Source organism: Streptomyces sp. NPDC058877, from assembly GCF_042742855.1.
In the GTDB taxonomy this organism is placed as follows: Bacteria; Actinomycetota; Actinomycetes; order Streptomycetales; family Streptomycetaceae; genus Streptomyces.
This window is the reverse complement of the sequence record NZ_JBHYMF010000181.1, coordinates 1-13,702: the sequence shown is the minus strand read 5'-3', so window position 1 is coordinate 13,702 and position 13,702 is coordinate 1. Positions and strand designations below refer to the sequence as shown.

Here is a 13,702-nt window from a genome sequence, read left to right as displayed (position 1 = left end):
TACCAGGGGCTTCACGCATGTCTGACGTCGGGTCATCACCCAGGCCACCCGCAAGCTGTCACGCACCGCAACCATCACGTTGCCGAGAAGACCTCACTGGCCGCCATGGCGACCGCTCGTGGTCGAAACCGCCCGACGCATCCTCGACTACACCGGCGGAACCCTGGTGATGCCCATGACCATCCTGGTCGAGCAGTACTGGCGCGAGATCAGCTCGGGACTTGCCAAGCACGACATTTTGGTCCGGCACTTCGTCCTACACGCCGACCAGGACACCCTCCGCGCTCGCATCACGGGCGACACCGTTCTCGGCCCCAACTCCCCCTTCCGGCTCCAATACCTCGAGCCCTACGCCGAGGCGGCCCGCACATGGCTGCACGCCGAGGCCGAGGTCGTCGACACCACGCACCTCACCCCCGCCCAGGCCGCCCAGCAGATCGCAGAGGCCGTCAAGAACTGAGAGGACGACCTTCCGGCACCGCACCTCGCAGGTGACAACAAGACTGCCTATGTGACAACTACCGCGCTTCGGCTCAGCTGGACATGTTTCTAGCAGGTCTGGAATTCGTCCGGGTCAGAACCGGAAGGAAATTGACGACACGGACGTGAAATCCGCGCGGGGATCGGCCCGTGTGCCCCATTCCGTGAAATATGACTCCGTGATGGCCTCCGCGACGATGGGATGCAGCTCTTCCTCCGTCGCACCGGCTTCCTGGAGCTCCAGGATCTGCTTCACGTAGGTGGGTGAGATGTCCGTGGTGATCTGGCGCTCGCGGCCGTCGTCCGAGCTACCCGTGCAGGTGAATCCGAAGTACGCCGTCACCTCCACCATCATCCCCTTGGAGGTCGCCGCCTGTGCGCGTGCCTGTGCTCTGACCTGCGGTTGCCACTCGGATTCCGTCTCCTCCACCAGGGCGGCCTGCAGGCGCTTCTGCGGGGTCGTCAAGGCCCCGGCGCGGTAGCGCTCCACCGTGCGACGCGAGACGCCCAGGCGCTCGGCCAAGGCCTTGGCCGACCCCTTCACCCGTGTGAGGAGGAATTTCACCTGTGCATTCGCGGATTTCGGCGTGGGCCGGGTAAACACCTTCCGCTCCGCCCGCGCGAGGGCCTCCAGGACCTTGCCCCGGTGCGGGGCCGGCTGCTGCTGCTCGTGATCGCTCATGAGGCAAGTCGGCCACAGCCAGCCTGTGGACGGAGGACGCCCTGGTCGTGCCGATCGTCGGCGTCCAGGCGCCCGTCCGGGTGACGTTCGCCAAAATTCGGCCATCCGCAACAGTAGTTGCCGCGCCTTGGTTATTGGGTCTTCGAGCGCCGTGAAGATTTCGGCCGGACATCCCGAAGGCCAGGCTGTGGGTACACAGCGTCACCTAGTTTGGTCACCGTGTGCTCCTCGAAGGCACGGATGTCGTAGAGGCGTAGCGGGTTTGGAGGCGTCCGCGTGATGGTGCACGCAGTGGCATATGAACGGTCAGCCAGATCTCGGTAATCCAGGAGAAGTTGCACCCGATCAGCGAATCGCACGTTGTCGAAGATTAGGTATTGATCTTGGCCGACGGCCAAGGCTCCCAAGGACCAGTTCCGGGGGCTGACGGCCCCCTTGAAGTCCGGTGCCTCTACCTGTGCCCGGATGTGTAGTGCCGGGCCACGTCCCGTGTTGCGAATCCGTACGGACAGCGCCCCTGTGCCTGAGTCATACGCGAGGCCCGGAGTCGTGTCGCCCCAACCGGGTACAGACGCATTGGCCCTAGGTACGAACTCGTCTTCAGCCGGCAGCAGGAGGGGGCGCCACTGGGCACGCTGCTCTGAGGTGCTCTCTTGGGCAAGATCACGAGTTCTGGCGGCCAGCCTCCAGGTGAAGGCCGCGAGGGCCAGGGTGCCGATGGCAACAAGGGAATCCCATCCGAAGCTCCAAGAGCCCCCTGCCGCGGCAGGGTACAGTCCTTCAAACCTCATCCAGCACCTCCGCTCCTCGCACTTCAAATGCCTATCGTCACACTCCGCAGCGGATCGTGCACGGTTCTGGAGAGTAGGTCCCTCTCCGACGTCGGCAGGGGGTCCCGGGCTGGCCAGGTATCTCTAAGCATCACAGTCCGTAGGGTGGGAGGCGTGACGATGTCCTCCGCCCCCGAGCCGGTGCCCATGCGGGTGCTGTTGCCCGGGGACCAGGAGGTCGTCGCCCGCCTGTGGTCCCGGCGCCAGACACCCGACGGCTGGCGGTACGAGGTCGGCCTACCGGCGTACCGCAACGGCCCCGGGGACTCGGTGGAGCCTGCCGAGTACCGCGTTTGGGTCCGCGCTCCGGACCACGTGCGGCCCGTGGACGGCGTCTCGTACGACCAGGTGCCCACCGAGTACCTCCCGAATCCGTCGCTCGTGGAGCAGGTCCTCGGGCCGCGCCGCCCGTCGGGCTGGGTGATGGCGAAGGCCGGCGGCCGCGGGCCCGGCCGAGGCGGTGTCGTGCACGCCGTCGACTGCGACGAGGCCCCGGCCGGGGCGCCGGTACTGACGGTGGAGCGGGCCTTGGACGTGGCGCAGCAGCCGGGCGTCCGGCTGTGCTCGCTGTGCGGCGCGGCCGCCGAGCTCGATCCGGTCCTCAAGGGCTTCGACCGCGGCTTCGAGGACGGCGCATAGAACCGAATTCGCGCGTCCGTACGGCGATCCGCTCGTACGTGCGGGTGTGTGGCGGGTGCTGTCAGACCCCGCTGCCACCATCCGGGCATGGCCCAGATCAGCCCCCGGCTCGCCCGCACATACTTCGCGGAGATCTCCGCCGGATCCGCTCTCCCGCTCGACCTGGATGACCTCGTGCACATGGTGCGGCTGCGCCAGCACAGCCACGTCGTCATCGGCGACATCGCGATCCGCTGCTACAAGAACAGGTCGAAGTGGACGTACGACGAACGGGACATCCGACGCGCTGCCCAGGCGCTCGCTGACTTCCGCCTGGACCCCGGCGACGTCGTCGAGTTCCAGGTGCCGCCCTTCCGCGAGCGCGACGACCAGGACCCGGAGGAGCGCGGGCGGCCCGACTGGCGGGAGAAGATCGCCTCCTGGATGTACTGGGACGCCCGCCAGCAGCACCAGGAGCAGCGGCACTACGAAGAGTGGAACGACAGCTGGCAGCGCATCGGTTCCCGCGGACTGCCCGGTGACCTGACGTGGGAAGAGTTCACCGCGGCATACAGCGACCGCCGGCAGAACATCGCCAACACCCGGCCGCTGGAGCTGATGACCTGCTCCGGCGGCAGCCTGTTCCTGCCGAGGGCCTACGCCGAGCTCCTTGATCGTTGGGAGCAGGTGGCGGAGGACCTGGTCGCCCGTGCCCGAGTCTGCAGTCGTTGCCACGCCCAGGGCCCGCGCTGGGGTGCCTGGCGCACTCCAGGCCCTCTCGGCTATGTCACCTTGTGCCCGCCGTGCTCCGGCGCCACCTTCCAGCGGTACACCGGCCACCTGCGCGGCGTGCTGTACGAGTCGGCCCGCACGCGCAGCACCCGAGCTGACGGCTACCTGTGTCGCCTGTGCTCGGAGTCCCGGGCGGCGGTCTGGGATCACTGCCACGACCACGGCCTGGTCCGCGGCCCGTTGTGCGGCAGCTGCAACACCTACGAGGGGAAGAGCACCGCGCACTCCTTCCTGCAGAACAAGGAGGGCGCCGCCCTGCACCTGCTGGAGTGCCGCGGCTGTCTGGAACGGCGCACCCTGCCCGCCCGGTACCACGCCGCCCTCGCCCGGATGCACGTGGAGGCGACCGAGCGCCACATCATCCGCACCCGCCGGTGCAGGCATGTGCCCTGGATCGAGGACGTGAAGCTCGCCCATGGCGTGTACCGCTTCGAGCTGTCCTGCTGGTGGCACAAGGGGGCGTGGACGAAGGACGTCACGGTCGCTGAGACGACGATGCTCGTGCGGGAGTTCGTCGACCAGTCGCTGGCCGCCGGGCAGGCCGGCGCCGTCGTACCGGGGCCTCGCCGCTCAACGCCGGACACGACGCTCCAGCCGTGATGTCACCCCCGCTCGCGGGCCGTGCCGCCTGGCCCAGCACGATCCGCTGGACACCTCCAGGCGCGGGGCGATGTCCGAGCCGGGGCGTAGCCTGCGAGGGAATACGGAGGGGTACGACGATGAACTCCAGCTACTACCGGAACCAGTTGGGCAGGAAGAACAAGGCGCGCGCCGACGCGGAGAAGAAGGTCGGCGAGTACCGCAAGAAGGAGGCCGACAGGCGCGGTAAGGCCGCAAAGGAGCGGACGGCCGCAGCGAAGGCGAAGAGCGCTACGACCCGGTCGTCCAAGCTGCGCAACGCTCAGCGGCACGAGAGCGAGGCGAACAAGGCGGGCCGCGAGGCAGGCACCTGGAGCGCGAGGGTGGCCAAGCTCAGCAAGGAGGCGGCGGACCTGTCGGCGAAGCTCGCCAAGGCGGAGCAGGCCGAAAGGTCCGCCGCCGAGGAGATCCGTCAGCGCGAACAGCAACAGGCCGAGCGCCGCGTTGCTGCTGAGCAGGCCCAGATCGAGAGCCGTCTGTCGACGGCGGAAGGACAGGTGCGTACGGTGCTGAAGGAACTGCGGGCTCCGAAGCCGGAAAAGCTGCGGGTACTCCTCCTGGGTGCCGCTTCCGATGGCGACCTTCGTATCGGTCGGGAGCAGCAGAGAATCCGGGCGGCGGTCCAGAGCGCCACGCATCGAGACCTGATCGAGCTCGACGCTCATCCAGCCGCGACCGCCGATGTGTTTCTGGACGCCCTGCCTCGCTTCCGGCCGCACATCGTGCACTTCTCCGGCCACAGCGCACAGGACCTGCTCTTCTTCGAGAAGGACGAGGACGACTTCCACGACGGAGCCGAGGTCGGTGCTGGCGCCTTCGCGCAGGCGATCGCGGCCGTCGATGACAAACCGCTGCTTGTCCTGCTCAACTCCTGCAACTCCGCGCCTCAGACTGCGAACCTCATCGACACCGTCCCGTTCGCCATCGGCATGTCCGACACCATCGGAGACGTGGACGCCATCACCTACGCGGCCCGGTTCTACGCCGCCGTCGCCGAAGGACAGTCCGTTCAGGGGGCGCACCAGCTCAGCCGGGCCGCCATCGCGATGAACGGGCTGCTTGATCACGACCTGCCGACCCTCGCCTGCGCCCCCGACGTGGATCCCGGCGCTGCCAAGCTGGTGTCGCCGCCGGCATGAACACCCACCCGACGCGTCCATCACGCGCGCGGGTACGCGGGAGCCCCGGACCATCAGCGGTCTGGGGCTCCCGGGCTGTTCGGGGCGCGGCTTGTCAGAGGTCGAATTCGAGGTGCTCGATGTCGGTGAACCGGACCTCTTCCAGGGAGCCGGCACGGCGGCCGCCGTCCTGGAAGTAGACCTCCTTGAGTCCTTCGGCCGCGATCTGCTGGAGCTGGGCTTCGGTGGCGCCGGCCTCCTGGGCGTCGAAGAGGCGGGCGGCGTACTGCGGGGGCAGGGCGACGGTCAGGTGCCGGATGCGGGACTCGTCCGTCGACCCGATCGGCGCGTGGTAGCCCATGCGGGCGCGGGCGTCGATGACGATGCCGCCCGTAGATGCCGCTTTCGCCCTGGCCTTGGCCCGGATCTGTGGCTGCCAGCGTTTCTTCACCTCGCGCTCCAGTCGCGCGGCGAGGTCCGGGCGGGGCTTTTTGATCTGGTCCTTCACGTACCGCTCCACGGTGCGCTGGGAGACCCGCAGCATCTGAGCCACCGCCTTGGTGCTGCCCTTCATCTGCTTGACCAGGTAGCGCATCTGCGCGCCCGCGCTCTTGGGCGCCGGGCGCGTGAACGCCTTCTGCACCGCGGCTTCCAGGCCGTCCCCGAACAGGCTCATTGTGGCCTACTCCTACTCTCCGTTGTCGACGTCGGTGACGGTGCCGTCCTTGATGTACCGGGCGAGGTTGAGCTCCGGGGCGTTGAACCGCTCGCGGACCTCCTCGCCCCACAGGACGGACTGGGTGCCCTCGTGCTTGACCAGGCCGGGGTTGATGCCGAGCTTGAACCCGCCGGGCAGCGGCTTGCCCTCCCGGTAGGGCAGGAAGTCCAGCGGGCTCGGTCCGTTCGCGGCGTAGACGACGCAGTCGGACAGGATCGCGATCGGGTACTGGCCGGTGAACGCGGCGTGCTTCACGATCTTGCGGTGCAGGTTGATCCGGGTGCGGGAGATGACCGCCGCCCGGATGTCCGGCCGCCACGTCGGCCGGGACAGCGCGCGCCACGGCTCGCCGGGCTTCCAGCCCTCACCGCGGGGGCGCTCGCGCAGTTTGCCCAGACCGCCCTTCACGGTGGCCTTGATCGCCGTGATGACGATTCCCAGCTCCGGGTCGCGGTCCTTGTAGCCGTCCATCGCCGTCAGGAAGTCCTCCGGCGACAGGTCGGCGTCGACGCGCAGGTCGGCCATCGTGGCCAGGTAGGCGTCGCGCAGCCGCTGGTACCAGCCGTCCAGGTAGCGGCCGTTGTCGTACCGCACCCACGCCTCGATGGGGCGCACCTCGTAGCCGAGTTCCGCCGCGTAGGCGACGGTGGGCGTGGCGTACCAGGCCGGGCCTTCCGGACGCTCGCCCTTCGGCGTGAACGGGGAGGGCAGCAGGCTGCCGTCCAGGTCCACCCACTCCTTGCCGACCTTCACGCGGGACAGGTCGACGTGGGAGAGGTCGACCAGCCACGAGCCGGGCAGCTTCGGGTCGAACACGGGGTTCTTGACGTGTGTTGCCTCACCGAGGCCGACGATCAGACCGTTCGCGCCGGCGGCGAAGGCCATGTTGACGTCGATGCCGACCAGGTGGCGCAGGGTGCACTCCGCGTCGGTCATCGGCCGCGCCCAGTCGTACGCCTCTTCGAACAGCTTCTCGCCGGGGCCGCGCACGTGGAACCGGGGCAGGTGCTTGAGGACCGGGTGGCCGTCGGGGACCTCGCAGGGCGGGAAGTTCATCGGGTCGATGGCGTCCTTGCCCAGCGACCCGGGGTTGTGCTCGGAGTGCCGCTTGCCGTCGGCGTCCGGCTCGGAGGCCCGGGTCGGCGGGTGCAGCACGGTCATCAGCTCCAGGCCGGTCACGGCCGTGGAGCCGCGCGGCGTCATCACCCGCGACGCGTACACGCCCAGGACGCGGGCGAGTTCCGCCGGCGGCAGCTGCCCGGCGGTGCCCCAGAACCGGGCGTCCAGCGCGTTCCACGAGGGGATGCACAGCTGTACGCAGGCCCGCTCCGAGCCGGTGGCGGGGCGGTAGATCCTCGCCCACGGCCCGAAGCCCCTCTTCGTCAGCTTCCACTCCGCGCGGACCAGCTGCTTGATGACCTTGTGGCCCTCCGGGATCCGCCCGGCGTCCTTCTCCTCCGCCGTGAGCGTGACCGGGAGGCCGTAGCGCTCGCACGCGGCCTCGGTGAGCACGATCAGCGGGTCGGCGTCCTTGCCCGGCCCTGACAGCTTCGGCGCCCCGAGCTTGGCCTCGCGCAGCGTCCAGTCGACCAGGGCCGGGATGCTCTTGGCGGGCACGTCCAGGACCAGGCCGCCGGTGCAGTACGCCAGCACCTTGCCGTCCTCCACGTCGACGACCGCGAGTGGCCCGTTCTCGAACCGTGGATCGGTATCGCCCGCCGGGGTGCCGGCCGGGGCCGCCTTCTTCGCACCCGGGCGGCGCGACGACGTCGGCCTGGTGGTGTGCGCCGGACGGGTCGCGGCGGCCGGAGCAGTGGCGGCCGGAGCAGTGGCGACGGGAGCAGGGGTGGGGGTCTGGGTGTTCTCGGTTGCAGTCATGACCGCAGCCTCGGATGCCTCCCCTGTGGACAGAGTCCGTGCTTCCGCCGGTGCGGGCGCGGCGGTGAACGTCGTCGGCACCGCAGCGTCGGCGACGGGTGCGGGCGCGGCCGTGTCGGCTGGGGCGGCGGGGTAGAGCTCCGCGAGCTTGTCCAGCAGCCGGGCGTAGGCGTCGCGCTCGGGCGGGCGGGGCTCGGTCTTGCCGGACTCCCAGCCGGACACCGTGGCCCGCCGCACCTTCAGCGCGGTGGCCACCTCATCGATCGTCAGGCCGTGCGCGGCACGCAGCCGCTTGCGCTCCGCCGGCGGCGGCAGCGTGGCGCGGGACGCGAGCAGGGCGTCGACCGCGTCGAACAACTCGGACATGGAACACCTCCTGAGCAACACTCTACCCCATGAAGCGTACGTTCCGCGTACGAATAGCGTACGTATCGCGTACATGCACTCTGGCGAGTGAAGCGACACTTCGCGCTGACGTCCGCAATGGAGCCGCACCCCGGGGCCTCTGAAAGTCTGCTGAATCACTCACAATCGAAGTTGACACGAGTTGCTTGCACTGCTTAAGATCGAAGCGAAAGCGAGCGATTTGGCCTTCGGGCCGTTACCGGCAGGAGTGCTCATGGCCACCCTCAGCATCCACTTCAACCCCGCGGTCATCGCGAGCCTCGCCAGCGCGAGCAACGACGACACCATCCACGTCACCCTGACCCTCGGAGGAGGCGAACCCTCCTCCGAGGCGGCCACCGTTGTCCCGCACGGGCCCCTCGCCGCCCTGATGCAGGCCGGATTCCTCGAAGCGGGCACCGAGCTGACCTTCCACCAGCGCCGCGCGAACCGGTCGGGCCGCGCGGTCGTGACCGCCGACGGCCAGCTGATCGTCGACGGCCACTCCTCGACGTTCCCCTCGCCCTCCAAGGCCGCCGAGGCAGTCACGGGCAACATCATCAACGGGTGGACCCTGTGGCAGACCCGCGAGGGAGTCACCCTCGACAAGCTGCGCAGTCGGCTCGACGCCCAGTAACACTCCCCCTCTCCTTCATGCCGGGCCCGGTGCGAATCCGAGCACGGCACGAAGGAGGGCACACCGACCGGATCAGGCAGAAGGCCGCAGGAGAGGGCAGCGCAACGGTGATGAGAGACGAGGACATCGTTCCCGTCGAGTTGGCCGAGGACCAGCACGAAGCGATCCTGGCCTCGCAGATCCTGCCGGCCTGGACCCAGGACGCCGTCCCGCAGGACCAGCCGGTGGTCATCGTCGTCGCGGGACCGGCGGGCAGCGGCAAGTCCGCGCTGTGCGACCTCCTGCTGGAGGTCCTCGGCCGCCGGGGTGGCGCAGTGCTGATCGGCCGCGACCTTTATAAGAAGGCCCACCCCCACTACGCAGGCCTCATGCGCGCCGATGACCGCACCGCAGGGGTACGGGTGCGCCCGGACGTCCTGCGGTGGCAGGCCGAGGTCGAGGCGTACGCCCGGAGCCGGCGCTTCGACGTGGTGCTCGAAGAGCCGGTCGCCGACGTCGATGAGGCGTGCGCGAAAGCCCGCGGCTACCGTGCGGACGGCTACCGCGTCGAACTGGTGGCGCTCGCCGTCGCGGAGGCCGAAGCGCAGCTCAGCGGGCTGGACCGGTACCTGACGCAGGTCGACGAGCAGGGCGTGGGACGGTCCGTGTCCTGGGGCAACCTCGAGAAGTGCACGCGCAACCTGCCCCTGTTCCTTCAGGCCGTCGAAGCCGGGCGGCTGGCGGACCAGGTCATGGTGGTGCGCCGCGGCCTTCACGTGCTGTACCGCAACGAGCTCACCGCGGACGGAACCACCTGGAACGAGGATGAGGGCGCTCCCGAGGCGCTGACGGCGGAGTGGGGCCGGCCATGGACCGCGCCGGAGACCTGGCGGTTCCGGCGCTGCCTGACCAGCACGGAGCAGCGCTTACACCCGGCGGTCCTCGCCCCGGAGCGTCGCCTCGCGGTCGCCGGAGGGCTGGAACGCGCCTTCGCGCTGGCCGAACCGGTGCGAAGGCAGGCCCAGCCGCTCACCGTGCCGCCCGGGGTCGACTACCACCGCCTGTCCGCCGGCGAGCACCGGTGGGTTTTCGACGAGCTGATCGTCCCCATGTTCCTGGGCGTCATCACGTCGCAGGACGACCCGGTCACCCTCTACGTGATGGGTCCGCAAGGGTCGGGGAAGTCCCACACCGCGCGTGCCCTGCGCCGTGCGCTGCGCGTGCGCCGTCCCACCCGGATCGAGGGCGGCCTGTTCAAGTCGCTGCACCCCGACTACCGCCAGCTCCTCCAGGAGGAGCCACGTAGCGCGTCGGCGCGGATCCAGGCCGACTACCGGGCCTGGCAGGAGATGGCCGAAGCCCACGTCCGGGCCCGCCGCGGGGACATGCTTATCGAGATCGCCCCGGACAGCATCGACCACTTCCTGGGCAGCGCGCGCCGCGACCACCGGGCGGGCCGCCGTGTGGAGCTGGTGGTGATCGGGGCGCGGGCCGCGGACAGCCGTCTGGGGACCGCGACCCGGTGCGCCGAGGTGGCCCGCATGGGCGTTGCGCCCCGCTTCACCGCGGCCGCCGCCCACACCAGAACCTTCGACATCGTGCCCGCCGTGGTCCGCGCGGCCGAAGCCTCGCCGTACGTGCACTGCGTCTCGGTCATCCGCAGGGACCTGACCGCGCTGTACCGCAACGAACGGACTCCGGACGGCGCCTGGAGGAAGCCGGCCCGGGGCGGGGACGTCCTGGAGGCCGAGCAGCACCGCCCCTACACGACCGCCGAAGCCGCCCGCCTCCTGGCCACCCTCCAGCGCCTGAAAGGCGAGCTGCCGCAGTACCGGTCCGACCTTGTCGAGATCGCCGCGCTGGCCTGGCCGCTGATGCCCACCCACCTCCAGCCGCGCGCCCTCGCCTCCACGATCACCCCGGCCCTGCTGCCTGTCCGGATGGGCAGCGGCTACTGGCCCTCCAGCTCCTGGGCGAGGGCCGCGTAACGGGCTGCGATCTCGTCCACTTCCTCGGGGCCGGCGTCCTCGAGTGTCTCCAGGTCAGCAGCGCACGCCGCCAGCCCGTCCTTCAGGGTCTTGAGGCGCTCCGGGTCGGCCCCGCCTGCTGCGCGCTGCTCCTTCATGATCTGTTCCGAGTACCAGAGGGTCACCTGCTGAACGAAGTGCTCGGCGGCCTCGGGGCTCACATGCTCTGACAAAGGGGTGTCCTCCGCGGATCGGGACGTGATACCTGCGTGCGCTGTTCAGCTCCAACGACCCGTCGTCGTTCGACGTCGCGGAGGCCTTCACCGACCGGCATAACCAGTGGGTCCTGGTGGCCGCCGCGCTGGAGGAACACCTGCGCCACATCGCCGACCGGTCCGTCGACGTGGAGGACCTCGAAGCCCCCCGCAGCAACGTGATCGTCTTCCACGGCGTGGGCGGTGTCGGTAAGTCGACCCTGCTCCGCAAGATCGAGGCCGCGCTCATAGCCGCCGAGCACCGCCCCGAGCAGTGGGGCGCCCCCACCTGGACCGAGCGGGTCCTGCCCATCCGCATCGACCTGTCCAGGGCCGCGTCGACCGGCTCTGACTTCGAGCGCGTCATCCTGACGATCCGCCTCGCGCTCGCCGGGGCCCTGGGCCGGCCGATGCCCTCCTTCGACGTGGCGCTGCGGCACTACTGGGAGCACGTCCACCCTGGCGAGCCGCTGGACGAGTACATCCGGCGGTCCGGCCTGGCCGGGAAGTTCACGGAACTGCTGCCCCAGCAACTGCAGGCCGGGGCGGGGGAGGTCGCCGCCGCCCTGGCTTTGCCCGGCATGGTCGGATCGGCCGCCGGACAGCTCACCTCGGCGCTGGTCAACGCGCTGCGCGAGCGCCACGAACGCGCCCAGGCCCTGGCCGGCGCCACGCGCACGGCAGCCCTGCTGGAGGCCACCCCTGACCTGGAGGCGCTGTCCTACTACCCGCATCTGCTGGCCTGGGACTTGAGTCGGCTGCCCGCGAAGAAGCGCACCGTCCCGATGGTCCTGCTGGACACCTTCGAGGACACCGCAGACCGTCACCGGGACTTCGAGCGGCTGCTGCAGCGCCTGGTCTGGCTCATGCCAAACGTCTTCTTCGTCATCGGCGGCCGCAGCCGCCTGCAGTGGGCCGACCCCGCCCTCCACGGCCAGCTCGACTGGACCGGCCTCACCGTCTGGCCCGGCCTGGCCACCGCCCCCTCCTCCCTGACCGTCCCGCCGCCCCGCACATCCGGCACCGGCGCCCGGCAGTTCCTGATCGGCGACCTCTCCCCCGAAGACTGCGAGACCCACCTCGCCCGCCGCCTGGTCCACGACGACCGGCCCCTCATCGCCGCCGACATCCGGGCCGCGATCACCGCCCGCTCCCACGGCCTGCCCCTCCACCTCGACCTCGCCGTGAGCCGCTTCCTGGAGATCCGCCGCACCGGCCGCACCCCCACCGCGGCCGACTTCGACTGCACCTTCCCCGCCCTCCTCGCCCGCACCCTGTCTGACCTCACCCCCGAAGAACGCCACCTGCTGCGCAGCGTCGCCCTGCTGGACGCCTTCGACCTCGACCTCGCCACCCGAACGGCCGGCCTCGCCCAGCAGGCCCCGGCCCGCCGCCTGGTCGAGCGGCCCCTGGTCACCGAGGACCCCTACGCCCTGTGGCCCTACCACCTGCACCGCGCGATCCGCAGCGCCGTACAAGAGGACGAACACAGCGACGACCGCTGGACCCCCGCCGACTGGCACCAGGCCGCCGACCGCGCCCTGGCCGCCCTGGGCGACCAGTGGACGAAGGCCGCGGCCCTCGCCCCCCAGCCGGATGCTCCTCGTCGCGTGCATGCGCCAGGACCTGCGCCTGGCCCGCGACCACCGCCTGACCGGCCTGGGCTGGCTCATCGAGGCCGCCTTCGTCTACACCGACGACTCCGTCTGGGAACCCCTCACCCCGCCCACCACCGACACCGGGGCCCCGGACACTGCGGCCGATGCCGTGGCCGAGCTGCTCACCGCGATCGCCCGCCGCCAGCGCGAGCACCGCCAGCGCACCGCCGACCGTCTCACCGCCGTCCTGGACACCGGCCTGCTGCCCGCCGAACTGACCGAGATGGCCCTCTACTACCGGGCCAAGGCACACAAGGACCTCAGCCAGAACGACGCCGCCCACACCGGCATGCAGCAGGTCGCCGACACGGGCGGCCGCCTCGCCGTCAAGGCCCGCCGGGCGCTCGCCAACCTGGCCCGCCTTGCCGGCGACTTCCCCACTGCCCTGGCCGCCGTCCCCACCCTGGGCTGGAAGGGCCGCCACCACCGCGTCCTCGGCGACATCCACTGGTCCCACGCCAACACCGCGGCTGCCATTCACGCCTTCGAAGCCGGCCGCGCCGAAGCCGAACAGCACGGCGCCGTAGGCGAGCGCGCCATGATGCAGGTCCGCCTCGCGCTGGCCGTCTCCTTCGCCGACCCCGACCGGGCCGCCGACGAGCTCGCGCTCGCCCACCAGCTCCTCGCCGGGCTCGACTAGCGCTCCAACACCCTCCTCGCCCAGGTCGTCGCCCTGATCAAGGATGCCGGAACCCGCGACCGCGACGTCACCGCCCGCGCCGAGAGGCTGCGGACCGACATCGACACCGCGGGGCTCCCCTTCCTCCACCGGTTCGTGGAGCTCGCTCTCGCCTTCCACCACGCCGTCCGCGGCGAGGACCCAGACCTGGCCGCCGCCATCGGCCGGCTCCGCACGCTCACCGCCACCGGCGACTTCGCCTACTTCACCGACATCGCCCACTTCATGGCCTGCCTCCCTCTCCCAGGGCCCTCGACCGTCCGCTGGACCCGCAGTGAGGACGACGTCCGCTCCGCCTGGCGCGGTCTCGTCCAGGCCCGGCAGGCACGCCTGCTCGCCGGAAACTGACCCCGGACACGACTGCGGCTCCGACCAGAGGTGTCTGGTCG

At 70.3% G+C, this 13,702-nt stretch carries 12 protein-coding genes and 1 pseudogene; 8 read left to right on the top strand and 5 right to left on the bottom strand.

What is annotated here, in order from left to right:
• Nucleotides 1-94 precede the first annotated feature (94 nt).
• Nucleotides 95-460: pseudogene (locus ACFW2Y_RS29305) on the top strand (ATP-binding protein); the annotation flags it as partial.
• A 114-nt stretch (nt 461-574) separates the two neighbouring features.
• On the opposite strand, the gene tpg (ACFW2Y_RS29300) reads toward ACFW2Y_RS29305, so the two are convergent.
• Nucleotides 575-1,162, bottom strand: a complete 588-nt coding sequence (tpg, locus tag ACFW2Y_RS29300) for a telomere-protecting terminal protein Tpg (RefSeq protein ID WP_384885188.1) — start codon at nt 1,160-1,162, stop codon at nt 575-577.
• Between the two features lie 950 nt (nt 1,163-2,112).
• On the opposite strand from tpg (ACFW2Y_RS29300), the gene ACFW2Y_RS29295 reads away from it, so the two are divergent.
• The 3 genes from ACFW2Y_RS29295 (at nt 2,113) to ACFW2Y_RS29285 (ending at nt 5,180) form a co-directional block, all read left to right on the top strand.
• Nucleotides 2,113-2,631, top strand: a complete 519-nt coding sequence (locus ACFW2Y_RS29295) for a DUF6233 domain-containing protein (RefSeq protein ID WP_384885190.1) — start codon at nt 2,113-2,115, stop codon at nt 2,629-2,631.
• 87 nt (nt 2,632-2,718) lie between these two features.
• On the top strand, nt 2,719-4,002 hold the full coding sequence (locus ACFW2Y_RS29290; protein WP_384885186.1) for an endonuclease VII domain-containing protein: 1,284 nt from the start codon (nt 2,719-2,721) through the stop codon (nt 4,000-4,002).
• Nucleotides 4,003-4,121: 119 nt separating this feature from the next.
• Entirely contained in the window at nt 4,122-5,180 is a 1,059-nt protein-coding gene (locus ACFW2Y_RS29285) for a hypothetical protein (RefSeq protein ID WP_384885184.1), read from the top strand.
• Between the two features lie 94 nt (nt 5,181-5,274).
• Here the strand turns inward: ACFW2Y_RS29285 and tpg (ACFW2Y_RS29280) are convergent, their stop codons facing one another.
• Nucleotides 5,275-5,835 (bottom strand): telomere-protecting terminal protein Tpg, encoded by a 561-nt coding sequence (gene tpg / locus ACFW2Y_RS29280; RefSeq protein ID WP_384885182.1) that lies wholly within the window; start codon nt 5,833-5,835, stop codon nt 5,275-5,277.
• Between the two features lie 12 nt (nt 5,836-5,847).
• Nucleotides 5,848-8,121: a telomere-associated protein Tap gene (tap, locus tag ACFW2Y_RS29275; protein WP_384885180.1), complete on the bottom strand. Its 2,274-nt coding sequence runs from the start codon at nt 8,119-8,121 to the stop codon at nt 5,848-5,850.
• Nucleotides 8,122-8,374: 253 nt separating this feature from the next.
• Here tap and ACFW2Y_RS29270 point away from each other — a divergent pair, with 253 nt between their 5' ends.
• Together ACFW2Y_RS29270 and ACFW2Y_RS29265 are read left to right on the top strand one after the other, a co-directional pair.
• On the top strand, nt 8,375-8,776 hold the full coding sequence (locus ACFW2Y_RS29270; RefSeq protein ID WP_384885179.1) for a DUF4357 domain-containing protein: 402 nt from the start codon (nt 8,375-8,377) through the stop codon (nt 8,774-8,776).
• Nucleotides 8,777-8,886: 110 nt separating this feature from the next.
• Nucleotides 8,887-10,743: a zeta toxin family protein gene (locus ACFW2Y_RS29265; RefSeq protein WP_384885177.1), complete on the top strand. Its 1,857-nt coding sequence runs from the start codon at nt 8,887-8,889 to the stop codon at nt 10,741-10,743.
• Here the strand turns inward: ACFW2Y_RS29265 and ACFW2Y_RS29260 are convergent.
• Nucleotides 10,707-10,955: a hypothetical protein gene (locus ACFW2Y_RS29260; RefSeq protein ID WP_384885175.1), complete on the bottom strand. Its 249-nt coding sequence runs from the start codon at nt 10,953-10,955 to the stop codon at nt 10,707-10,709. The genes ACFW2Y_RS29265 and ACFW2Y_RS29260 overlap by 37 nt on opposite strands.
• Nucleotides 10,940-12,592 (bottom strand): hypothetical protein, encoded by a 1,653-nt coding sequence (locus tag ACFW2Y_RS29255; RefSeq protein WP_384885173.1) that lies wholly within the window; start codon nt 12,590-12,592, stop codon nt 10,940-10,942. The genes ACFW2Y_RS29260 and ACFW2Y_RS29255 overlap by 16 nt, the downstream gene beginning before the upstream one ends.
• On the opposite strand from ACFW2Y_RS29255, the gene ACFW2Y_RS29250 reads away from it, so the two are divergent.
• Both ACFW2Y_RS29250 and ACFW2Y_RS29245 read left to right on the top strand, forming a co-directional pair.
• Nucleotides 12,591-13,274: a hypothetical protein gene (locus ACFW2Y_RS29250; RefSeq protein WP_384885171.1), complete on the top strand. Its 684-nt coding sequence runs from the start codon at nt 12,591-12,593 to the stop codon at nt 13,272-13,274. The genes ACFW2Y_RS29255 and ACFW2Y_RS29250 overlap by 2 nt on opposite strands.
• Before the next feature lie 135 nt (nt 13,275-13,409).
• Nucleotides 13,410-13,661 carry a hypothetical protein gene (locus ACFW2Y_RS29245; protein ID WP_384885170.1) on the top strand — a complete coding sequence of 84 codons (252 nt, stop codon included), beginning with the start codon at nt 13,410-13,412 and terminating at the stop codon, nt 13,659-13,661.
• Nucleotides 13,662-13,702: the final 41 nt, after the last annotated feature.